18 protein-coding genes are annotated in these 23,211 nt (G+C 59.3%); 5 read left to right on the forward strand and 13 right to left on the reverse strand.

Translation table 11 applies throughout. From position 1 onward, the window contains the following. Window positions 1-55 precede the first annotated feature (55 nt). The 3 genes from TX23_RS26320 to TX23_RS26330 form a co-directional block, all read right to left on the reverse strand. Window positions 56-3,361: a DEAD/DEAH box helicase gene (locus tag TX23_RS26320; protein ID WP_082629724.1), complete on the reverse strand. Its 3,306-nt coding sequence runs from the start codon at window positions 3,359-3,361 to the stop codon at window positions 56-58. A 128-nt stretch (window positions 3,362-3,489) separates the two neighbouring features. Then, window positions 3,490-4,500, reverse strand: coding sequence for a beta-N-acetylhexosaminidase (gene nagZ, locus TX23_RS26325; RefSeq protein ID WP_057704691.1), 1,011 nt, complete (start codon window positions 4,498-4,500; stop codon window positions 3,490-3,492). A gap of 135 nt (window positions 4,501-4,635) precedes the next feature. Next, entirely contained in the window at window positions 4,636-5,343 is a 708-nt protein-coding gene (locus TX23_RS26330) for a TetR/AcrR family transcriptional regulator (protein WP_005786171.1), read from the reverse strand. A 263-nt stretch (window positions 5,344-5,606) separates the two neighbouring features. Between TX23_RS26330 and lexA the strand changes: the two genes are divergently transcribed. Beyond that, on the forward strand, window positions 5,607-6,215 hold the full coding sequence (gene lexA, locus TX23_RS26335; protein WP_003172575.1) for a transcriptional repressor LexA: 609 nt from the start codon (window positions 5,607-5,609) through the stop codon (window positions 6,213-6,215). Window positions 6,216-6,225: 10 nt separating this feature from the next. Beyond that, the gene (gene sulA, locus TX23_RS26340) at window positions 6,226-6,699 is read left to right on the forward strand and encodes an SOS-induced cell division inhibitor SulA (protein ID WP_057704692.1); all 474 of its coding nucleotides are present in this window, start codon (window positions 6,226-6,228) and stop codon (window positions 6,697-6,699) included. Between the two features lie 53 nt (window positions 6,700-6,752). Here sulA and TX23_RS26345 read toward each other — a convergent pair whose 3' ends face one another. From TX23_RS26345 to TX23_RS26375, 8 genes are all read right to left on the reverse strand, one after another. Continuing rightward, on the reverse strand, window positions 6,753-6,986 hold the full coding sequence (locus tag TX23_RS26345) for a hypothetical protein (RefSeq protein ID WP_005786160.1): 234 nt from the start codon (window positions 6,984-6,986) through the stop codon (window positions 6,753-6,755). A gap of 842 nt (window positions 6,987-7,828) precedes the next feature. After that, entirely contained in the window at window positions 7,829-8,350 is a 522-nt protein-coding gene (locus tag TX23_RS26350; protein WP_057704693.1) for a DUF6586 family protein, read from the reverse strand. A 194-nt stretch (window positions 8,351-8,544) separates the two neighbouring features. Beyond that, on the reverse strand, window positions 8,545-11,166 hold the full coding sequence (gene topA / locus TX23_RS26355; RefSeq protein ID WP_003189652.1) for a type I DNA topoisomerase: 2,622 nt from the start codon (window positions 11,164-11,166) through the stop codon (window positions 8,545-8,547). Between the two features lie 114 nt (window positions 11,167-11,280). Further along, window positions 11,281-11,517: a DUF1653 domain-containing protein gene (locus tag TX23_RS26360; RefSeq protein ID WP_003189651.1), complete on the reverse strand. Its 237-nt coding sequence runs from the start codon at window positions 11,515-11,517 to the stop codon at window positions 11,281-11,283. A 98-nt stretch (window positions 11,518-11,615) separates the two neighbouring features. Beyond that, complete coding sequence (gene fadA, locus TX23_RS26365; RefSeq protein WP_005786153.1) at window positions 11,616-12,791, reverse strand: acetyl-CoA C-acyltransferase FadA; 1,176 nt, start codon at window positions 12,789-12,791, stop codon at window positions 11,616-11,618. Between the two features lie 29 nt (window positions 12,792-12,820). Continuing rightward, window positions 12,821-14,968: a fatty acid oxidation complex subunit alpha FadB gene (fadB, locus tag TX23_RS26370; protein ID WP_005786151.1), complete on the reverse strand. Its 2,148-nt coding sequence runs from the start codon at window positions 14,966-14,968 to the stop codon at window positions 12,821-12,823. Window positions 14,969-15,329: 361 nt separating this feature from the next. Then, a complete protein-coding gene (locus tag TX23_RS28915) occupies window positions 15,330-15,506 on the reverse strand; it encodes a hypothetical protein (protein ID WP_157243958.1) in 177 nt (58 codons plus the stop codon). A 22-nt stretch (window positions 15,507-15,528) separates the two neighbouring features. Further along, entirely contained in the window at window positions 15,529-15,966 is a 438-nt protein-coding gene (locus TX23_RS26375) for a hypothetical protein (RefSeq protein ID WP_057704694.1), read from the reverse strand. Between the two features lie 107 nt (window positions 15,967-16,073). Between TX23_RS26375 and TX23_RS26380 the strand changes: the two genes are divergently transcribed. Next, the gene (locus TX23_RS26380) at window positions 16,074-16,514 is read left to right on the forward strand and encodes a universal stress protein (RefSeq protein ID WP_057704695.1); all 441 of its coding nucleotides are present in this window, start codon (window positions 16,074-16,076) and stop codon (window positions 16,512-16,514) included. 181 nt (window positions 16,515-16,695) lie between these two features. Here TX23_RS26380 and TX23_RS26385 read toward each other — a convergent pair whose 3' ends face one another. Beyond that, a complete protein-coding gene (locus TX23_RS26385) occupies window positions 16,696-18,615 on the reverse strand; it encodes an ATP-binding cassette domain-containing protein (RefSeq protein ID WP_057704696.1) in 1,920 nt (639 codons plus the stop codon). A 213-nt stretch (window positions 18,616-18,828) separates the two neighbouring features. Here TX23_RS26385 and TX23_RS26390 point away from each other — a divergent pair, with 213 nt between their 5' ends. Then, on the forward strand, window positions 18,829-20,757 hold the full coding sequence (locus TX23_RS26390; protein WP_057704697.1) for a transglycosylase SLT domain-containing protein: 1,929 nt from the start codon (window positions 18,829-18,831) through the stop codon (window positions 20,755-20,757). A 16-nt stretch (window positions 20,758-20,773) separates the two neighbouring features. On the opposite strand, the gene TX23_RS26395 is transcribed toward TX23_RS26390, so the two are convergent. Then, window positions 20,774-22,543: an ABC transporter transmembrane domain-containing protein gene (locus tag TX23_RS26395; RefSeq protein ID WP_167346955.1), complete on the reverse strand. Its 1,770-nt coding sequence runs from the start codon at window positions 22,541-22,543 to the stop codon at window positions 20,774-20,776. A 236-nt stretch (window positions 22,544-22,779) separates the two neighbouring features. Between TX23_RS26395 and TX23_RS28230 the strand changes: the two genes are divergently transcribed. Beyond that, window positions 22,780-22,953 carry a PA1571 family protein gene (locus TX23_RS28230; protein WP_057704699.1) on the forward strand — a complete coding sequence of 58 codons (174 nt, stop codon included), beginning with the start codon at window positions 22,780-22,782 and terminating at the stop codon, window positions 22,951-22,953. Window positions 22,954-23,211: the final 258 nt, after the last annotated feature.

Below are 23,211 nucleotides of genomic sequence, written 5' to 3' on the forward strand. Positions count from 1 at the left end.
ATTCACACATCAAAATGTGGGAGCTGGCTTGCCTGCGATGGGCGCGACGCGGTCCTCAGCCAGGCAAAGGCGCAAACAGCGCCTCAATATCCCGCTGCTCCAGCTTCCAACCGGCACTGGCGCCCCCTTCCAACACACCATCAGCCAAGGCCGCCTTTTCCAACTGCAACGCCTGAATCTTCTCCTCGACCGTCCCGCGAGCAATCATCTTGTACACAAACACCGGTTTATCCTGGCCAATCCGATAAGCCCGGTCGGTGGCCTGGTTTTCTACCGCTGGGTTCCACCAGGGGTCGTAGTGAATCACCGTATCGGCCGCCGTCAGGTTCAAGCCCGTACCGCCCGCTTTCAGGCTGACCAGGAATAACGGTGTCTTGCCGTCCTGGAAATTTTTGACTGGCGTACGTCGGTCCAGGGTGTCTCCCGTCAGGATCGAATACTCAACCCCACGCTGCTTGAGCTCTTCTTCAATCAACGCCAGCATTGAGGTGAACTGCGAGAAGAGCAAAATCCGCCGCCCCTCGCTAAGTAACTCTTCCAGCATTTCCATCAAGCTGCCCAGCTTGCCGGTGCCTGACTTGGCAGCCTTGGTCATCGGTGCCGACTTGACCAAGCGCAAGTCACAGCACACCTGCCGCAGTTTTAGCAGGGCTTCAAGAATGATGATTTGGCTACGGGCCACGCCATGCCGGCTGATTTCGTCGCGCACCTTTTTGTCCATCGCTACGCGCACCGTTTCGTACACATCCCGCTGTGCATCGCTTAGCTCGACCCAGTGCACAATTTCGGATTTGGGCGGTAACTCCGTCGCGACGTGCTCCTTTTTACGGCGTAACAGGAACGGTTTTATACGCGCGCCGAGGTGCTGCATACGCTGCGCATTACCGTGCTTCTCGATGGGGGTTCGGTAATCACGATTAAAGGTCTTGCTATCGCCCAGCCAGCCCGGCAACAGGAAATGAAACAGCGACCACAGCTCGCCAAGGTGGTTTTCCAAAGGCGTACCGCTCAAGCATAAACGCTGATCAGCCTCCAACTGACGAGCAGCCTGGGCCGCCTTGCTGTTGGGGTTCTTGATATTTTGCGCTTCATCAAGGATCAGTACGCTCCAGCGCTGAGGCTGCAGAACTTCAAGATCCCGCGGCAACAGTGCATAGGTGGTGAGCACCAGGTCGTAATCGGTCAAACGCGTGAAGTCGGCCTGACGCTGCGCACCGTGCAGCGCGAGGACTTTGAGCTGCGGTGTGAAGCGTGCAGCTTCGTCGGTCCAGTTCGGGATCAAGCTGGTGGGCATTACCGCCAGTGCAGGTGCCTGTAAACGGCCAGACTGCTTTTCGCAGAGTAGATGGGCGAGCGCCTGCAGGGTTTTGCCAAGCCCCATGTCGTCACCCAGAATGCCGCCGACTCCCAGCTCGCGCAGGGTTTGCATCCAGTTCAGCCCTTCGAGCTGATAGCCACGCAATTCCGCGTTCAGGCCCTGAGGAGCAGGCACATGGACGTGAATGGCATCTTTAAGACGCTTGGCGAAATCACGCAGTCGCTCGCCGCCCTGCCAGACCAGGGGCAGCGCATTCAGGTTACTGAGGCGTGCCGCATCCGGCGCTCTGAGGCGCAGTGCATCGCCTTCAGGTGCACGCAGGTAGAGCTCGCCAAGGGTCGCCATCAGGGGTTTGATACGACCGTAGGGCAGCGCAACTTTGGTAAGAGTGCGGGCTCCCAAACTCACCAACACGCGCTCATCATCGTCACGCTCGGCCATGTAGGCAGCGTCAAGCAGCTTGGGTTGACGACGCATCAATTCAAGTACGATGGGCAGCAGGCTGTAACGCTCGCCATTGACCTCAATGCCCAGCTCAAGGTCGAACCACTCGTGACCGGGCGACTCTTCGATGTCCGCGTACCAGCCGTCAACAGCCTCCACATCGTAATAAAAACCCGGATGGATGATGACGTCCCACCCTGCTTCACGCAAAACCGGCAGCTCGCTTTCAACAAACGCCAGCCAGGCTTCATCATTGGGTAGATCGAACATCTCTCCTGCACTGACAGGCAGCGCGCGGGTTTTGCGATTGGCCGTTTTGAAGCCGATTTTTTTGAGGGTCTTGCGCAGGGCTTTTTCTGCCGCCGGCTTGCGTTGGATATGTTGGGTTTCGGTGCCGTTGAGAAACAGGATGTCCTCAGTGCCTTTACCGCTGACCAGGCTGGCGTCGTAACGGAAAGCCAAGGCTGCGCGGTGTTCCAGGATAGGCATCCGCCGATAGTCGACCTGGCTGTACACGTAGGATTCGTCGCTTCCCAAGGTAAGGCATCCTTGAGGCTCCAACGTATCGACCACACGCTCGGTCAGCTTGCGCGGCGGTGGAATCACGCTGGAGGCCGCACTGATGCGGTGACTGAATAACGCGACTTGATCAGCAGGAATCATCGGCAAGGCGCAAAGATGCATGGCCAGATTTTCATCCAGCCCGTGCTCGACCACCCCGATTGACAGGTTATCCATGTCAAGATAATGAAGCGGTTTGAGAGGCAACACTTCCTCCAACTCGCGCCCGTCGCTGATCCAACTGGGAATGTGGTTGCCATCGGGCATCATGGCCCAATCGAAACGCGCGGCACGGGCCGGGCCGGGCTTAAGCGCCAGCACAGTGCCCTGCTCAAAAAACAGACGTTGGGTTTTCAACGCTAGTTGAAGAATTTCAGCCCCTGGCTCGCCGGCCAGTTGATAACTGTTGCTATAGGAACCATAAGACCGGCTCAGCAGCAGCAATCGAGCAAGGCGTGTATCCAGCTCATGCATATAGGCTGGAGCACGTCGCAATGTCTCATCAATCGAATACAGTGGCTTGATATCGCTGTAGTCACCTTTTTTCGTCACGCGCGCCCTATAGACCTCCAGTGACCAGCGCATTGAATAAGGATCGGGGGCGAGTTGGTACAGCAAACAGGTACCGGTGTTCTTGTGTTGTACCTGATCCACAGGGGCGGGCTTGGGGATATTCTCAAGCCAGTTTTCGAGCTGCGGACTCAGACGGTCAACCTCCTGCTTTCTTGGTTCGTCCAGCTCGTCATACAGGCCGGTCAACGTAAACAAGGTTGCGGCTGCGTGCTTGCAATTGATTGCCACCGGGCAGGAACACACACAGCTGAAGCCCGTCCGACGAGATGACGCACCCTCCAGGGTAATCACCAGACTATAGACATTACGGCCAGACCCTTTGCACTGTGCAATCAGCCGGTCATGCCCGAACTCTTTTATCTCAAGGCGATTCTCGCCAACATATTCAAACCCACGCTCCAGCGAACGAGGGTCAAAGTAGTCCTGCCAATCCAACTCGACGATACGTGCAATCAGGTCATTCATGGAGCAGAACTCTACAGCGGTCAGCAATGGGATTTAAAGCAGGGCAAGTCCTACAATTGGGTAAGAGACCGCTACAGCCACATTAAGACGTTTCCTACATCAAGCCTGTTTAACAGCACGGGCGACGTTTATTCAATCAGTTGCGCGTCTCGCAACGCAGTAAGCGCTGTCAGCCAACGCGGATCCTGTTTGTAATCAGTCGACGCAACCGCCTGCCCACGCATACGCGCAATCCGCGCCGACGGTGTGACCTTCATTCGCTGCGCGGCGGTGAGCGCCAGCTCGGCAGCCGCACGGTCATTGCACACCAGCCCCATGTCACAGCCCGCGGTCAGCGCCGCCTCGATCCGACTGGCCGCATCGCCGACCACATGGGCGCCGGCCATGGACAGGTCATCGCTGAAGATCACCCCGTCGAACTGCAATTCACCGCGCAGAATGTCCTGTAACCAGCGGCGCGAGAAGCCGGCGGGCTGGCTGTCGACCTGCGGGTAGATCACATGCGCAGGCATTACTGCGGCCAGTTGCTTGCTCAAGCGTGCGAAAGGCACCAGATCATTGGCGCGAATCTGTTCCAGGCTGCGCTCGTCATTGGGAATCGCGACATGGGAATCAGCCTCGGCCCAACCGTGACCCGGGAAATGCTTGCCGGTGGCGGCCATGCCGGCGCTGTTCATGCCGCGGATAAAGGCACCGGCCAGTATGGCGGCGCGTTCGGGGTCGCCTTCGAAGGAACGGGTGCCGACCACGGCGCTGCGCTGGTAATCCAGGTCCAGCACCGGGGCAAAACTCAGGTCAAGGCCCACGGCCAGGACTTCGGTGGCCATGATCCAGCCGCACTGTTCAGCCAGGTATTCGGCATTGGGGTTATCGGCCAATGCGCGCATGGCCGGCAGGCGCACGAAGCCCTGGCGCAGGCGCTGTACGCGGCCGCCTTCCTGGTCGACCGCCAGCAGCAGGTCGGGGCGCACCGCACGGATCGCCGCACTCAGCTCGCGAACCTGGCGTGGGTGCTCGATATTGCGCGCAAAAATAATCAGGCCGCCCACTTCCGGTTGGCGCAACAGGTGACGATCCTCGGCCGTCAGCCAGGTACCGGCAACGTCGACCATCAAAGAACCTTGCAGGGCAGCAGTCATAAACCTTCCTTAAATAACGCACACAACCCGTCGCGCTGACCTGACACGGTCAGCACGACGGGTTGTGAGTAAATAGCTGAAATCGGCATGGCGGCTAGCTTAGCGGATGCAAGCGGCCACGCACACCCGGGACGGTCAAACCTTGGCGGCGACCGGTGCGGTTTTGCTGCGGGGGCGCAGTTGAGCGGCGGCCATGGTCGAGTCGGTGACGCCGGTCTCGGCGCGCATACCGGCGGCGAGGAACGGCACCATCAAGCGCATCACCTGTTCGATCGAGGTGTTCACGCCAAAATCGGTCTCGGCTATCGCCCGCAACGCCTTGATCCCGGACATGCTGAACGCCGCCGCGCCGAGCATGAAATGCACACGCCAGAACAATTCGATAGGCGGAATACGTGGGGCCGCTTCATTGACCAGTAACATATAGCGACGAAACACTTTGCCGTACATGTCTTCCAGGTAACGGCGCAGGTGTCCCTGGCTCTGGCTGAACGCCAGGCCCAGCAGGCGCATGAAGATAGACAGGTCATTGCCGCTGCGTGGCTGCACCACCAGCGCCTGCTCAACCAGAATTTCCAGCAGCTCTTCAAGGCTCGGCTTGTGATCGGCCTTGGCCTGGCGGCGCTCCAATTCACGGTCGAGACTGGCACAGAATGGCCCCAGGAAGCGGGAAAACACCGCCTGAATCAGGGCTTTTTTCGAGCCGAAATGATAGTTCACAGCAGCGAGGTTGACCCCAGCCTTGCTGGTGATCAGCCGCAATGAAGTTTCAGCAAATCCTTTTTCCGCGAACAATTGCTCGGCAGCATCGAGAATGCGTTCAACGGTTTCCGACTGGGCCATGGCTACTCCGCCTGACAAACACTTGTTTGAAACATACGTTTCAGAGTGTGTCTTGTCAAGCCTGCGGGTTCGCTTTGCGGCCAGGCAGTCACTCTTTTCATCCCTATTTAATCACATCCCTTCTGCCGTGTAGGCAACGCCCTATCTACGTTGTAGGAAGGGCGCCGCATGACCGTCCAGCGGAGTCGCGCAAATGGGTGATTGCCAAGCGCAGTTCACTGTATATAATCCCAGTCACTGTATAAAAAGACAGAGCGATCAACATGCTAAAACTGACGCCACGCCAAGCCGAGATTCTGGCCTTCATCAAGCGCTGCCTTGATGACAACGGCTACCCGCCTACCCGCGCGGAGATTGCCCTGGAATTGGGGTTCAAGTCCCCGAATGCCGCCGAAGAACACCTCAAGGCTCTCGCTCGCAAAGGCGCGATCGAGATGACGCCAGGGGCTTCACGCGGTATCCGCATCCCTGGCTTTGAAGCCAAGGCCGACGAATCGACACTGCCGATCATCGGCCGCGTCGCCGCCGGTGCGCCGATCCTGGCGCAGCAGCACGTCGAGGAATCCTGCAACATCAACCCGACGTTCTTCCATCCTCGCGCCGACTATCTGTTGCGTGTGCACGGCATGAGCATGAAGGACGTGGGCATCTTCGACGGCGATCTGCTGGCGGTGCACACCACTCGTGAAGCCCGCAATGGCCAGATCGTCGTCGCCCGAATCGGCGATGAGGTTACGGTCAAACGCTTCAAGCGTGAAGGCAGCAAGGTCTGGCTGCTGGCCGAGAACCCCGAGTTCGCACCGATTGAAGTCAACCTGAAAGATCAGGACCTGGTGATCGAAGGCTTGAGTGTCGGCGTCATTCGCCGCTAAAGGAGGCATCATGCAGCTCGTGCACACCCCACAACACACACAACTGTCGCTGTTCGAGGCCTTTATGGCCCAACCCCTTGCGCCCATCCTCAAGGAAACGGTCGAAGCCCCCTGGGGCGGTGAACCTGAGGCGTTCAGTGAATTGTCGTTGCGCGGTGCGGCTGAGAGCTGCCTGAACCTGCTGGCGCCTATCCTGCGCGAATTGAGCGAAGATCAGGACGCCCGCTGGCTGACGCTGATCGCCCCGCCCGCCAGCCTTACCCAGGCCTGGCTGCGGGATGCCGGCCTCAACCGCGAGCGCATCCTGCTGTTGCAGCCACGGGGAGCGCAGAGTGCCCAGCAGTTGACCTGTGAAGCCTTGCGTCTAGGCCGCAGCCATACAGTGGTGAGCTGGTTGAATCCGTTGAATGCGAGCGCCAAGCAGCAACTGATCAGTGCCGCACGTACGGGCGAAGCTCAGAGTTTGAATATTCGTTTGGGATAAAACTACAGCTTGGCTTGCAGTGATTGGGCCTGGAAGCCCCTTCTGCACAAGACTCAGTGAAGCACCCGCGGGCCGTCGTCCTTCTCCGGTTCGCCCTCAGCCAGGCGACCTGCCATCTGCACGCCCACGCTCAACATGGCTTTAGCCACTTCCACGTGCTGGCCCTGCAGGAACACCTTGGCGTCTTCGGAAAAATCCAGAATAACCAGAGAACCTTCGTCCTCAGCCCGGCGCAGTTCGATTCGGCCGTCAGGCAGTTCAACAATTTCCAGAAAGGACGTTGGCATAAAAGTCTGTTCTCCACGAAAGGCCTGGGATTATATCAGTCATCCACCCAGCCTCGCAGGGGATATGGACAGGTTTGTTTACAGTGTGATGAATGGCGCCCTAGGGAATACGCTTCTCTGTGTGGGAGCTGGCTTGCCTGCGATGGCGGAGTATCAGCGAATAACCAGCAAACTGACCCAGCGCTATCGCAGCATAAGTACCTGTACAACTGCAGGCTGAAGCAGCCAACGGTAACCACGATGCGAAGCGAGCCGCTCTTGATCTGCTTTTGATCTCAGGCGCCCCGTTAAACCACGCTGGCCGAACGCAGGCTTGAATTCGTGGGTGACCCGGCAGGGCGGCGGCCCATAAGTGGCCGTTACCGCAGGAATGGATATGTACACGGTATAACAGGGTCGCCTGTCAGGCCGCCATCGCAGCAGGCAAGCCAGCTCCCACAGTTTGATCGCAGGGAATCAGGTGGATAGGTGTCGGCTGACAGGCCGTAATCGCAGGCAAGCCAGCTCCCACAGTTTGATCGCAGGGAATCAGGTAGATAGGTGTCGGCTGGCAGGCCGTCATCGCAGGCAAGCCAGCTCCCACATTTGGATCCTAGGGCGTCAGATAGATAAGCGTCGGCTGGCAGGCCGTCATCGCAGGCAAGCCAGCTCCCACATTTGGATCCTAGGGCGTCAGATAGATAAGCGTCGGCTGGCAGGCCGCCATCGCAGGCAAGCCAGCTCCCACATTTGGATCCTAGGGCGTCAGATAGATAAGCGTCGGCCGTACGGCCGTCGCGGGAGCTAGCTCCCTCGCCACAGGTTCAGCGTCGCTGCGCAGCCAGCCCGCCCTCATTTATACTTCAGCACTCGTTGAGCCCTTCACGAAAGCGCAGCGCCATCTTCTTCAACTCCTGGCGCCAGCCTTCCAACTCTTCGCGGCTCAACGGCTTGGGCTCATCCTGCTCTAAGGCCACGGCAACGATCAGCGGCTGGGTGACATCGCCCTTGGGCACATGGGGAATACGGGGCGGGTGGAACATATCGGCATGAGCCTTGAGCAGCCGCGCCACCCAACTGTCAGGGCTCTGGGCCATTTCCACCAGTTCGGCCAACTCAGGGATCGCCATCGAATCGAGCACTTCACGATTCATGATCATTTCTGCGCGCGGCGCACCGGCCTGAGGCAGGCGGTAAAACCCGGCGATTTCATGACACAGCCCCAGCAACGCACCATAGAGATGGAATAAGGCCGCTTCGCGCCCCGCCTGCACCAGCGCGATGGCATTCATCTCTTTCCCTTCCTCGGCACGGCCAAGGGCCTCCAGGGATAAACCCGCGAAGTAAATTTTCTGATTGGTACGGGTATAGAGTTCGTTGGCCATGACGGCAATCTCCACAACGAATAGGCGTGATGCTGGCTGAACAGTGTCACGGATCAGCCGAATGTACTGCAAGTGCAAATGTGGGAGGGGGCTTGCTCCCGATGGCGGTGGGTCAGTTACAGATGTATCAACTGACACTCCCTCATCGGGGGCAAGCCCCCTCCCACATTTGGATCTTCAGCACATTCGGTGGATCAAGCGCCCTGGCGCTTGTCCTCGACCTTCCACTTGCCACCGTCGTAGAACGCTTTCCAGCCGGTAGGCTTGCCGTCCACTTCGGTCTGCACGTACTGCTCCTTGGTCTTGCGGCTGTAGCGGATCACGGCTGGGCGACCATCCGGGTCCTTCTTCGGCGCTTCACACAGGAAGTGGTACTTCGGATCGATCTCGTCCTTGTGCGGCACGATCTCCATCACCAGCGGCGCACGAGTCTCGCGGTTTTTCGGGAACTGGCTGGCAGCCAGGAACAACCCCGAAGCACCATCACGCAGGATGTAGGTGTCGTTGACCTTCTCGCACTTGAGCTCCGGCATCTTCACCGGGTCCATCTTCGGCGGCGCCGCGTCACCGCTCTTGAGCAGTTTGCGGGTGTTCTTGCAGGTCGGGTTGGTGCAGCCGAAGAACTTGCCGAAACGGCCGGTCTTGAGCTGCATCTCGCTGCCGCACTTGTCGCATTCCAGGCTAGGACCTTCATAGCCTTTGATACGGTAAGTGCCCTCTTCGATCTCGTAGCCGTTGCAATCGGGGTTGTTACCGCAGATGTGCAGCTTGTGCTTCTCGTCCAGCAGGTAAGCGTCCATCGCCGTGCTGCAGATTGGGCAACGGTGCTTGCCACGCAGTACCAGCGACTCGGATTCACCCTCGTCGTCAGCCGCGATTTCATCGCCCGGCACCAGGTTGACGGTCGCCTTGCAGCGCTCTTTGGGCGGCAGGCTGTAGCCCGAGCAACCGAGGAACACGCCAGTGGAGGCGGTACGAATCTGCATCGGTCGACCGCAGGTGGTGCACGGAATATCCGTCATCACCGGCTGGTTGGCGCGCATACCGTTTTCAGGGTTCTCGGCCACTTCGAGTTTTTTCTTGAAGTCGCCGTAGAACTCATCCAGCACGTTTTTCCAGTCGCGCTCGCCCTGGGCCACGTCATCGAGGTTCTCTTCCATGCCGGCGGTGAAGCCGTAGTCCATCAGGTTGGAGAAGCTCTCGGACAGACGCTCGGTCACGATGTCGCCCATCTTTTCCGAATAGAAACGACGGTTGTGCAACGCAACGTAGCCACGGTCCTGGATGGTGGAGATGATCGCCGCGTAGGTCGACGGACGACCGATACCGCGCTTCTCCATCTCTTTCACCAGGCTGGCTTCGGAATAACGCGCCGGCGGCTTGGTGAAGTGTTGGGACGGGTCGAGCTTGATCAGCTTCAACGTGTCGCCCTGGGCCATGTCCGGCAGCACGTCATCATCGCCAGGCTTGGCGATCTGCGGCATCACACGGGTGTAGCCGTCAAACTTGAGGATACGGCCCTTGGCACGCAGCTCGAAGTCGCCCGCGCCCACGCTGACGGTAGTGGACAGATATTGCGCCGGCAACATCTGGCAAGCCAGGAACTGGCGCCAGATCAGCTCGTAGAGGCGCTCAGCGTCGCGCTCCATGCCGCTCAGCTTGGCAGGCGTGGTGTTGGCGTCGGAAGGGCGAATCGCTTCGTGAGCCTCTTGTGCGCCTTCCTTGCTGCTGTAGACGTTCGGCTTCTCCGGCAGGTAGGTCTTCCCGAATTCGCTTTCAATATAGGTGCGCGCCATGGCCACCGCGTCTTGCGACAGGTTGGTGGAGTCCGTACGCATATACGTGATGTAGCCCGCTTCATACAGACGCTGGGCCATCATCATGGTCTTCTTCACCCCGAAGCCCAGGCGGTTGCTCGCGGCCTGTTGCAGGGTGGAGGTGATAAACGGCGCCGACGGCTTGCTGCTGGTCGGTTTGTCTTCACGCTTGACGATGCTGTAGCTGGAAGCCTTGAGCTTTTCCAGCGCGGCCATGGCCTGGGCTTCGTTCAGCGGCTTGAAGGCCTCGCCTTTCTCGCGGGCCACTTCAAAGCGCACGTTGGCGCCCTTGGCGGTACCCAGGTCAGCGTGGACTTCCCAATACTCTTCGGGGATGAATGCGCGAATCTCACGCTCACGCTCAACCACCAGCTTCACCGCAACCGATTGCACACGGCCGGCGGACAGGCCACGGGCAATCTTCGCCCACAGCAGTGGCGAGACCATGTAGCCCACCACGCGATCGAGGAAGCGACGGGCCTGCTGAGCATTGACACGGTCGATGTCCAGCTCGCCTGGCTTGGAGAACGCTTCCTGGATGGCTTTCTTGGTGATTTCGTTGAACACCACGCGCTTGTAGCGGCTGTCATCACCGCCGATGGCTTCGCGCAGGTGCCAGGCAATGGCTTCCCCTTCGCGGTCCAAGTCCGTCGCGAGATAGATGGTGTCGGCATCTTTGGCGAGCCGGCGCAGCTCTTCGATGACCTTTTCCTTGCCCGGAAGGATTTCGTACTTGGCCTTCCAGCCATGGTCCGGGTCCACACCCATACGTGAGACCAGCTGCTTGCGCGCTTTCTCTTTAGGGGTGAGCACCGGACCTTCGCCTGCGGCCGCCTTGCCGCGCTTGGCGGCAGGCTCCTTGCTGGCGCTAGCCGAACCGCTGGTGGGCAGGTCTCGGATATGGCCGATACTCGACTTCACCACGTACTCGTTGCCCAAGTACTTGTTGATGGTCTTGGCCTTAGCCGGGGATTCCACAATGACCAGCGATTTGCCCATGGATCGGAAAATTCCTGAATTCGAGAAGTGAAAGGCAGTTGGCGCCTGACGCGGCAACGCTATATATAGTGGCAACCGGATGAGGTCAAGCGCAGCATTCTGCGTGACCTGCCGTTATTGCCCTGTAAAAAGACTGGGTTCGGCCGTGACCAAAGCAAAGCGCGGGACCTGCTCGCCGTCAACTTCGACGGTCTCCAGGAACATGCTCAAGGGGCGCACCCAAAAACCGTATTCGCCATACAGCGCTTGGTAAAACACCACTTCTTCTTCGGTTTCAGAGTGGCGCGCCACGCTGAAAACACGGTACTGCGGCCCCTTGTAATGCTGGTAGAGCCCGGGTTCGACTTTCATGCTCTGGCCCTCGTACAAAATTTGTTGAAAAAAAATATTTAAAAGTTCCAAAAAACAAAAACCGGGGCACTGGGCCCCGGCTTCCGTCAACCGAACGTTTAGACGCGTTCGAAGACGGTGGAGATGCCTTGGCCGAGACCAATGCACATGGTAGCAACCCCAAGGTTGCCGCCATTTTGCTTCATCACGTTAAGCAAAGTACCGGAGATACGTGCACCGGAGCAACCGAATGGGTGGCCCAGGGCAATCGCACCGCCGTGCAGGTTAACCTTCTCGTTCATCTTGTCGAGTACTTTCAAATCTTTCAGCACTGGCAGGGCCTGTGCGGCGAAAGCTTCGTTGAGCTCGAAGAAGTCGATATCGGAGATGGAAAGGCCTGCGCGCTTCAAGGCTTTTTGTGTGGCCGGTACTGGACCATAGCCCATGATCGCCGGGTCCACACCCGCTACCGCCATCGAACGGATCACGGCCAGCGGCTGGATACCCAGGTCCTGGGCACGCTGCGCCGACATCACGATCATGCACGAAGCACCATCGGTGATCTGCGACGACGTACCGGCTGTCACGGTGCCGCCCTTTGGATTGAAGGCCGGCTTGAGGGCCGCCAGGCTTTCCAGGGTGGTGTCCGGACGGATGGTTTCGTCGTAGTCGAACAGTTTCAGGAAACCGTTCTCGTCGTAGCCGTTCATCGGGATGATCTCATCCTTGAACTTGCCTTCCACGGTCGCCTTGTGGGCGAGTTGGTGGGAACGCAGGCCGAACGCGTCCTGGGCTTCACGGGTGATGCCGTGCATTTTGCCGAGCATTTCCGCGGTCAGGCCCATCATGCCCGAAGCTTTCGCCGCGTACAGCGACATGTGCGGGTTGGGATCGACACCGTGCATCATGCTGACGTGGCCCATGTGCTCCACACCGCCGACCACGAACACATCACCGTTGCCGGTCATGATCGCTTGTGCAGCGGTGTGCAGCGCGCTCATCGACGAGCCGCACAGGCGGCTGACGGTCTGGCCGGCCGCAGTGTGCGGGATCTGGGTCATCAACGACGCCATGCGCGCGATGTTCCAGCCCTGCTCCAGAGTCTGGTTGACGCAGCCCCAGATCACGTCTTCGACTTCGTTGGGATCAACCTTGACGTTGCGTTCCAGCAGCTTGCTGATCAGGTGCGCCGACATGTCTTCGGCGCGGGTGTTGCGGTGCATGCCGCCCTTGGAGCGGCCCATCGGCGTACGACCGAAGTCGACAATCACGACGTCTCTTGGATTCAAGCTCATAAATATTCTCGCTCTAGTCGATTGGGCGCTTAACCGAAGAAGCTCTGGCCATTCTTGGCCATTTCACGCAGCTTCGCGGTCGGGTGGTACAGCGGGCCCAAATCAGCGTATTTGTCAGCCAGGGCAACGAACTCGGCCACACCGATCGAATCGATGTAACGCAACGCGCCACCACGGAATGGAGGGAAACCAATACCGTACACCAGGCCCATATCGGCTTCGGCGGCGGTTTCAACGATGCCGTCTTCCAGGCAACGCACGGTTTCCAGGCACAGGGCGATCATCATCCAGTTGATGATGTCCTCGTCCGACACCTCACGCTGTTCGTAGATGACCGGAGCGAGCACTTCGTGCACCGACGGATCGGCGACCTTCTTCTGCTTGCCCTTCTTGTCGGCCTCGTAGGCGTAGAAGCCCTTGCCGTTCTTCTGGCCCAGGCGCTTGGCCTCGTACAGCGCGTCGATCGCCGAGCGGCGGTCGTCTTTCATGCGGTCCGGGAAGCCTTCAGCCATAACGTCGCGACCGTGGTGGCCGGTGTCGATACCGACCACGTCCATCAGGTACGCCGGGCCCATGGGCCAGCCGAACTTCTCCATGACCTTGTCGATGCGCACAAAATCCACACCGGCGCTGACCAGCTTGGCGAAACCGCCAAAGTACGGGAACAGCACGCGGTTGACCAAGAAGCCCGGGCAATCGTTGACTACGATCGGGTTCTTGCCCATTTTCTTGGCGTAGGCAACGGTGGTGGCAACGGCCAGCTCGCTGGACTTCTCGCCACGGATCACTTCCACCAGCGGCATCATGTGCACCGGGTTGAAGAAGTGCATGCCGACAAAGTTTTCCGGACGCTTGAGGGCCTTGGCCAACAGCGAGATGGAAATGGTCGAAGTGTTGGAGGCCAGGATGGTGTCGTCTTTGACCTGGGCTTCCACTTCAGCCAGTACCGCCTGCTTGACCTTCGGGTTCTCGACAACCGCTTCGACCACCAGGTCGACGTGGCCGAAATCGCCGTAGGACAGCGTAGGACGAATGCCGTTGAGCACTTCAGCCATTTTTGCAGCGGTCATGCGACCTTTATCAACGCGGCCCACCAGCAGCTTGGCGGCTTCGGCCAGGCCCTGTTCGATACCGTGCTCGTTGATGTCTTTCATCAGGATCGGCGTGCCTTTGGACGCCGACTGATAGGCGATACCGCCGCCCATGATACCGGCGCCGAGTACGGCGGCCTGTTTCACGTCCTTGGCAATTTCGTCGTAGGCCTTGGCCTTTTTCTTCAGTTCCTGATCGTTCAGGAACAGGCCGATCAGGCTCTGGGCCGCCGAGGTTTTCGCCAGTTTGACGAAGCCAGCCGCTTCCACTTCCAGGGCCTTGTCGCGACCGAAGTTCGCGGCCTTCTGGATGGTCTTGATCGCTTCAACCGGCGCCGGGTAGTTCGGGCCGGCCTGGCCTGCCACGAAACCTTTGGCGGTTTCGAACGACATCATCTGTTCGATGGCGTTGAGCTTGAGTTTTTCCAGCTTCGGCTGACGCTTGGCCTTGTAATCAAATTCGCCGCTGATGGCGCCCTTGATCAGGTTCAGCGCGGCTTCGGCCAGTTTGTCCGGAGCCACTACCGCGTCGACGGCACCGACTTTCAGTGCGTCTTCGGCCTTGTTTTCCTTACCGGCGGCGATCCATTCGATCGCGTTGTCGGCACCGATCAGGCGCGGCAGGCGCACGGTACCGCCAAAGCCTGGGTAGATGCCCAGTTTGACTTCCGGCAGGCCGATCTTGGCGGTCGCGGACATGACGCGGAAATCCGCAGCCAGGCACATTTCCAGGCCACCGCCCAACGCAATGCCATTGATCGCGGCAACGGTCGGCACGTTGAGGTCTTCGAAATCGCTGAAGATCTTGTTGGCTTCGAGGTTGCCAGCCACCAGCTCGGCATCGGGCAGCTTGAAGTTGTCGACGAATTCGGTGATGTCAGCGCCGACGATAAACACGTCCTTGCCGCTGGAGACGATCACGCCCTTGACCGAAGCATCTGCTTTGATGGTGTCTACGGCCTGACGCAGTTCGTTCAGGGTTAGACGATTGAACTTGTTGACGGACTCACCCTTGAGGTCGAATTTCAATTCGACGATGCCACTTTCAAGAGCCTTAACCGTGATGGCTTTACCTTCGTAAATCATCAACTGATCTCCACGATATGGAAGCTGAACAGTACACACCGGACGCTGGCCTCTGGTTTGACACTGACAATCGCATCAATGCTCAAACCCATCCGCCAGGCACACCCGCCAGTGCGATAGTCGGGGTTATGTCTGAGCTGCCTGTAGGACAAACGCTCAATTCATACGCCCGTTTGATTTGGGTACGCCACCTTCATCCAATTCCGGGCAATTGTCAATCGCTCCAAAGGCTAGGTAAAACGCGACTTTCCAGTCATTTCAGAACCCGGGCCACAGGCGGGCAACCCGTCAATATTTAAATATTCACAGGATCAATAATAGAAAAGATATGGAAAAAGGCTGTACAGAAGGGAATACACGTCTAGGCTGGCGACAATGTGAAAACTTTACCGGCCTGCCTGGCCACCTCCAGCCCGATGATGAAGTCGGGCTTTTTATTGCCCGGCTTTTCTGTAGGAGCGAGCTTGCTCGCGAAGACCTGGAGAACGCCGCGTGTCACCTGATTAGCCGCGTTATCGTTGGCGATTTTCGCGAGCAAGCTCGCTCCTACAAGGTTTGGGTCAGGCCAGGGCCTTGAGCAGCGTATCGATGTCTTTGAGCACGCTCGTGTCGCCCTTCTCGCCCCAATACAAGGCGATCATCTGCTTGTCCGCTTCGACCTTGTAGACGTTGGCCGGTAGCGTTGCAAAATGCGGCAACAACTTCTCGTCCACACACAATTCGCGCCACTGATTGACCCACACCCCAGGCTCCAACTGCCAGTAGCACCAGAGCGCCGGCGTGGTGCCGCGTCGTGGTCGGCAATACTGCGCGCACGGGCTCGGCGGCGGCTGTTTGAGCCAGTGCGGCCATTCCTGGGGCGCCAGTTGCATGGCCAACCCAATGCGGCGTGCCTCCATGCGCAGGGCCATGCGCCCACTCTGCTGGCGCGACGGGCGCAGCCATACCAGGGGGCTTAAAACCACCGCAAGGATTGACACCACTATCCAGACCGTCATATGTGTACTCCCGAATTTCTAGATGAGCGGATTTGATCTGCGGCAACCCCATCCGCTTGAAAGCAGCCATACTGAACTTATTGCAGCCCCCCCTGGAGGAACGCCTCATGCCCTACGAACATATTCTGGTCGCTGTCGACCTGACCGAAGAGTGCGATCCAGTGATCAAGCGCGCACAGGAATCTGCATTGGCCAATGGCGCCATACTGTCGCTGGTGCACATCGTCGAGCCCATGGCCATGGCCTTTGGTGGTGACGTGCCGATGGACCTTTCCCAACTGCAGCAACAACAATTCGACCAGGCCAAGGAGCGCCTTGACCGTTTGATTCTCAAATACCCGCACCTGAAAAAGGAAGACTGCCACCTGACATACGGCCAACCGCGTCAGGAAATCCACCACTTGGCCAAGGAAAAGGCTTGCGACTTGATCGTGGTGGGTAGCCATGGTCGTCACGGTTTGGCGTTGTTGCTGGGCTCGACCGCCAATGATGTATTGCACGGCGCGCCGTGCGATGTACTGGCCGTCAAACTGGTAAAGAGTTCGTAAGACCGATGAAGGTCTAATGTGGGAGCTGGCTTGCCTGCGATAGCAGCCTGTCAGTTGATGCGTCAAGTGGCTGATACACCGCTATCGCAGGCAAGCCAGTTCCCACAGTTGAATCGCATTTCATATTAAAAAGCCCGGCGCTCATAGAAGAGCGCCGGGCTTTTTATTGCGGGTCGATCAGTCAGGCATCCAACTCGGCCCAACGCTCAACCAACGCTTCCAGCTCCTGGTTCAACGTCTCCAGGGAGGCGATAACCTTGGCGGTTTCTGCCGCAGGGCGCAGGTAGAAACCGGCGTCAGCCATTTCTGCTTCGACCGCAGCGATCTGCTGTTCCTTGGCGTCGATATCACCCGGCAACGCTTCAAGTTCACGCTGGAGCTTGTAGCTGAGTTTCTTCTTGGCCGCTGGTGCAGCCTCCTGAACCGGTGCAGCCTCTTGCACGGGAGTCACCACCGCCGAAGTCAGGTCGGCCTTGCCGGACTTGCTCTCGGTCACGCCCAGCAGACGCGGGGAACCACCCTGGCGCAGCCAGTCCTGGTAACCACCCACGTATTCACGCACCTTGCCTTCACCTTCGAAGACCAGGGTGCTGGTGACCACGTTGTCGAGGAATGCCCGGTCGTGGCTGACCATCAGCACGGTGCCGTTGAACGTCAGCAGCACTTCTTCGAGCAACTCAAGGGTTTCCACATCGAGGTCGTTGGTCGGTTCATCGAGCACCAGCAGGTTGGCCGGCTTGCTGAACAGCTTGGCCAGCAGCAGGCGCGCACGCTCACCACCCGACAGCGCCTTGACCGGCGTACGTGCGCGTTGCGGGCTGAACAGGAAGTCACCCAGGTAGCTGAGTACGTGGCGGCTCTGGCCGTCGATGTCGATAAAGTCGCGACCTTCGGCGACGTTGTCGATCACGGTCTTTTCCAGGTCCAACTGGTGACGCAACTGGTCAAAGTAGGCCACGTCGATGCGCGTACCCTCTTCCACCTTGCCGCTGGTCGGTTGCAGACCGCTGAGCATCAGCTTGAGCAAGGTGGTCTTGCCGGTGCCGTTGGCGCCCAGCAGGCCGATACGGTCGCCGCGCTGCAGGACCATGGAAAAGTCCTTGATCAGGAACGGGCCGTCCGGGTGATGGAAGCTCACGTTCTCCAGCACCATCACTTGCTTGCCCGACTTGTCGGCGGTGTCCAGCTGGATATTGGCCTTGCCGGTACGCTCGCGGCGCTCACTGCGCTCGACGCGCAAGGCTTTCAAAGCACGCACGCGGCCTTCGTTACGGGTGCGGCGGGCCTTGATGCCCTGGCGGATCCAGACTTCTTCCTGGGCCAGCTTCTTGTCGAACAGTGCGTTGGCGGTTTCTTCGGCCGCCAGAGCGGCTTCCTTGTGTACCAGGAAGCTGGCGTAGTCGCCGTTCCAGTCGATCAGGCCGCCACGGTCCAGCTCAAGGATGCGCGTGGCCAGGCTTTGCAGGAATGCACGGTCGTGCGTGATAAACAGCACGGCGCCCTGGAAGTCCTTGATGGCTTCTTCAAGCCAGGCGATGGCGCCGATGTCCAGGTGGTTGGTCGGTTCGTCGAGCAGCAGCAGGTCCGGCTCGGACACCAGCGCCTGGGCCAGCAGTACACGACGACGCCAGCCGCCGGACAATTCGGCGAGGGTCTTGTCGGCCGGCAGTTGCAGGCGGCTCAGAGTGCTGTCCACCAGCTGCTGCAAGCGCCAGCCGTCGCGGGCTTCGAGGTCTTGCTGGACGTGCATCAGCTTGTCCAGGTCTTCCTCGGTGACGCAGTTCTGCGCCAGGTGATGGTATTGCGCGAGCAACTCGCCAACGCCATCCAGGCCTTCAGCAACCACGTCGAACACTGTCCGTCCGTCGGCCACCGGCAATTCCTGGGGCAATTCGCCGATCTTGAGGCCCGGAGCACGCCACACAGAGCCGTCATCGGGCTTCTGGTCGCCTTTTACCAGCTTCATCATGCTGGATTTGCCGGTGCCGTTGCGGCCGATGATGCACACCCGCTCACCACGGGCGATCTGCCAGGACACCTTGTCCAACAACGGCATGGCGCCGAAAGCAAGGGACACATCGCTGAATTTGAGCAGGGTCATACGCTTCTCCAAAAACTGGGCGCGCATTCTACCTGACTTGAGGGTGGGATGCGGTCGGCATTTTCTCTATTGACACGTTCTGTAGGACATTTCCGGCGAACTTGAACGAACCAGCCAGCAAAGCTTTCGCGGGCCGATGGCAAAAGGCTAAGCTAGGGGCAATCAGTGTCGGCAGTGCCGGTGCTAGTCGTGATTTCTCTGCACGGACGTCTCATGCGCAGTCGCCTTTTCAACTTTTTATCTTGTCTGCTTCTTTCCGCCACTGCCGTTCAAACCGCCCAGGCGGTGGACCTCACCACCCAACGTCAGTATTACGATCAAGCCAAACGCGCCCTGGCCAAGGGCGACAGCGGCCCCTACATGCAATACAGCCAGGCTCTGGCCGACTACCCGCTCACGCCCTACCTGGCGTATGACGAGCTGACCGCACGCCTGAAAACCGCGAGCAACGAGGAAATCGAACAGTTCCTCGCCAAACACGGCGACCTGCCCCAGGCCAACTGGATGAAACTGCGTTGGCTGCGCTGGCTGGCCGAACGTGGCGATTGGCAGACCTTTGAAAAGTACTACGACACCAAACTCAATTTCGTCGAGCTGGACTGCCTGCATGGCCAGTACCAGCTCAGCCACAATCTAAAGGCTGAAGGCTACAAGACCGCCGAAAAGTTGTGGATGACCGGCAAATCCCAGCCCGCCGCGTGTGACGCCACGTTCGGCCAATGGGCCGCTGCCGGCCAACTAACTGAAAAGAAGATCTGGGACCGCACCAAGCTCGCAGCCGAAGCCCGCAATTACGCGCTGGCCAACAGCCTGGTGAAAACCCTGCCAACCCTTGGCGCCCAAGGCCGTTTGATGGTGGATGTGGCACAAAAGCCGGACATGCTCAGCGATCCGTCACGCTTCCAGCCAGCCACCGAGGCGATGTCTGACGCCGTCGGGCTGGGCCTGCGTCGCCTGGCCCGTCAGGACCCGGACAAGGCCATGGCCCTGCTCGACGGTTATGCCAGCAGCATGCACTTCTCCCGTGACGAAAAAGTGTCGATCGCCCGCGAAATTGGCCTGACCCTGGCCAAGCGCTTCGACCCGCGCGCGCTGGAAGTGATGACCAAGTACGACCCGGAACTGCGCGACAACACCGTGTCTGAATGGCGCCTGCGCCTGCTGTTACGCCTGGCACGCTGGGAAGATGCCTACCAATTGACCCGCAAGCTCCCACAAGACCTGGCGACCACCAACCGCTGGCGCTACTGGCAGGCGCGCAGCCTGGAGCTGGCCGAACCGAAAAACCCGCAAGCCCTGATGCTGTACAAAAACGTGGCCAAGGAGCGGGACTTCTACGGTTTCCTCGCCGCTGACCGTTCCAAATCCCCTTACCAGTTGAACAACAAGCCGCTGGTGATGAGCCAGGCGTTGGTCAACAAGGTCCGCAATACCCCGGGGGTGCGCCGTGCCCTGGAGTTCTACGCCCGTGGCCAGATCGTGGATGGTCGCCGCGAGTGGTACCACGTCAGCCGCCACTTCAACCGTGACGAGATGGTCGCCCAGGCCAAGTTGGCCTACGACATGAAGTGGTACTTCCCGGCGATCCGTACCATCAGCCAGGCGCAGTATTGGGACGACCTGGACATCCGTTTCCCGATGGCGCATCGCGACACCCTGGTGCGCGAAGCCAAGGTGCGCGGCCTGCATTCGAGCTGGGTATTTGCCATCACGCGTCAAGAAAGCGCATTTATGGACGACGCACGTTCCGGCGTGGGCGCCAGCGGCCTGATGCAACTGATGCCCGGCACCGCCAAGGAAACCGCACGCAAATTCAGCATCCCTCTGGCCTCCCCGGCCCAGGTGCTGGACCCGGATAAAAACATCCAGCTCGGCGCCGCCTACCTGAGCCAGGTGCACAGCCAGTTCAATGGCAACCGCGTGCTCGCCTCCGCCGCCTACAACGCCGGCCCAGGCCGCGTGCGCCAATGGCTGCGCGGCGCAGACCACCTGAGTTTCGACGTATGGGTTGAAAGCATTCCGTTCGACGAAACCCGCCAGTATGTGCAGAACGTGCTGTCTTATTCGGTGATCTACGGGCAGAAGCTCAATTCACCGCAGCCTTTGGTGGATTGGCATGAGCGTTACTTCGACGACCAATAAGGCTCTGAACCTGCTTCTAATGTGGGTCTGCACTGAACTGTAACGCCGCCAACCGCGCATACAGCGGGTTGCTCGCAATCAACTGCTGGTGCGTGCCCACTGCCACCAGCTTGCCCTGATCCATCACGGCTATTCGATCGGCATTCTTCACGGTCGCCAGGCGGTGGGCGATCACCAGCGTGGTTCGCCCTTGCATCAATTGCGGCAGCGCCTGCTGGATCAGGTGCTCACTCTGCGCGTCGAGGGCGCTGGTGGCTTCGTCCAGCAGCAGAATCGGCGCGTCCACCAACAAGGCGCGGGCGATGGCCAGGCGTTGGCGCTGGCCGCCGGAGAGGCCCAGACCACTTTCCCCGAGGTGGGTCTGGTAGCCGTCGGGCATTTGCAGGATGAAATCGTGGGCGTGGGCGATGCGCGCAGCGGCTTCGACCTGGGCGGTGGTCGCGCACGGGTTGCCGTAGCGGATGTTGTCCTCGACGCTGCCAAAGAACAACGCCGGGCTCTGGGATACCAGCGCGAAATGGCGACGCAGGTCCTGGGGATCAAGCTCGGTCAACGGTTGGCCTTCGAGCAGGATGCGGCCTTGCTGAGGGTCGTAGAAGCGCAGCAACAGGTCGAACAGCGTCGATTTGCCCGCGCCGGATGGCCCTACCAGTGCCAGGGTTTCGCCGGGATGGATGGTCAGGTTCAAGCCGTCGATGGCGTAGCTGTCCGGCCGCGAGGGGTAGGAAAACCGCAGGTCTTGCAGTTCCATATGCCCACTGACCCGCTGCGGCAAGCGCACGCCACCACTGGCCGGCGCCTGGATGTCGTTGCTCGACTGCAACAGTTCACCGATACGCTCGGCCGCCCCGGCGGCACGCTGCAGCTCGCCGAGCACTTCGCTCAGCGTGCCGACCGCACTACCGACTATCAGGCTATAGAACACAAACGCCGCCAGCTCACCGCCGGAAATGCGCCCGCTGATCACATCCATGCCGCCGACCCATAGCATCACGCCTACGGCGCCGAGCACCAGCATGATCACCAGGGTAATCAGCCAGGAGCGTTGCAGGATGCGTTTGCGTGCAGTGGTGAACGCGTCTTCCACGGTGACGGCGAAACGCTGTTCGTCCTGTGCCTGATGGTTGTAGGCCTGCACCGTTTTGATCTGGCCCAGGGTCTCGGCGACATAGCTGCCGACGTCGGCAATGCGATCCTGGCTCAAGCGCGACAGGCTGCGCACCCGGCGCCCGAAGATCAGGATCGGCGCCAGCACCAGCGGCAGCGCCACCACCACGATGCTGGTGAGCTTGGGGTTGGTGATGAACAGCAGCACGATGCCGCCAATGACCATCAGAGCGTTACGCAGGAACAACGACAGCGACGAGCCGATCACCGATTGCAGCAAGGTGGTGTCGGTGGTCAGCCGCGACTGGATCTCCGAGCTGCGGTTGTTCTCGTAGAAGCCTGGGTGCAGGTAGATCAGGTGGCTGAACACTTGCCGACGAATATCGGCCACCACGCGCTCGCCAATCCACGACACCAGGTAAAACCGCGTGAACGTACCCACGGCCAGCCCCAGCACCAGCACCATGAACAACGCAATGGACTGGTTGAGCAAGTGCGGCGACTGGGTCATGAACCCCTGGTCGACCAGAAGGCGTATGCCCTGCCCCATGGACAAGGTGATGCCGGCGGTGACGATCAGCGCCAGCAAGGCGCCCAGGGCCTGCCAGCGGTAGGGCGCAATAAAGCGGCTGGCCAGGCGGATCGCACGGCGTTGACGGGTTGAGAGCATGGAAGGCACCACCAATGAGGAGTCTGTACTTCAACATTGGGGGAACTTGCGCAAATAACAATGAGTCAGGTTAATTATGCCCGCCGATACTGGCCGCTAGAGGCTATCGGTCTAAGACTCATCTGGAAATATGTACCGGTTTCTGGTGGACTGGGTGTTCGAACCGATGACCGTGCAAGGAGTTGTAACAGCGCGTTCATGCGGGGGGTTTAAAGTAGGTACACAACCTGATGAGGAGACAGGCCATGACCTTGCAAAACAGCAGCGACGCCAAAATTGAAGTGATCCGCCAGCCGCAGCAGTTGCCTTGCTCGTATATCAATGTAAAGGGCGAGGAAGTGCAGATTACCGAAGAGATGATTCAGCAAGCCTGCAGCGAGCTGGAACAGTGGCTGGTCAAACCTGCCCGGCAAGGCTGAAGTGCCCAGACTCTTTCAAACCCGGCCCAGGTGGCCGGGTTTTTTGTTTGTATCCCTGTAGGAGCGAGCTTGCTCGCGAAAAACCGGAGGGCGCCGCGTTAAATCAGAAACGCTGCATTATCGTTGACGACTTTCGCGAGCAAGCTCGCTCCTATGTATGGACTCGCCCCCACTTTCAACCCGCTTTTCAAACATTGGTACCCGGTTGCATCTATGTATCAGGCCTATCCGAGGAAGCTCCAAACAGCTTCTGGCCAA

The organism is Pseudomonas paralactis (assembly GCF_001439735.1).
Classification (GTDB): Bacteria; Pseudomonadota; Gammaproteobacteria; order Pseudomonadales; family Pseudomonadaceae; genus Aquipseudomonas; species Aquipseudomonas paralactis.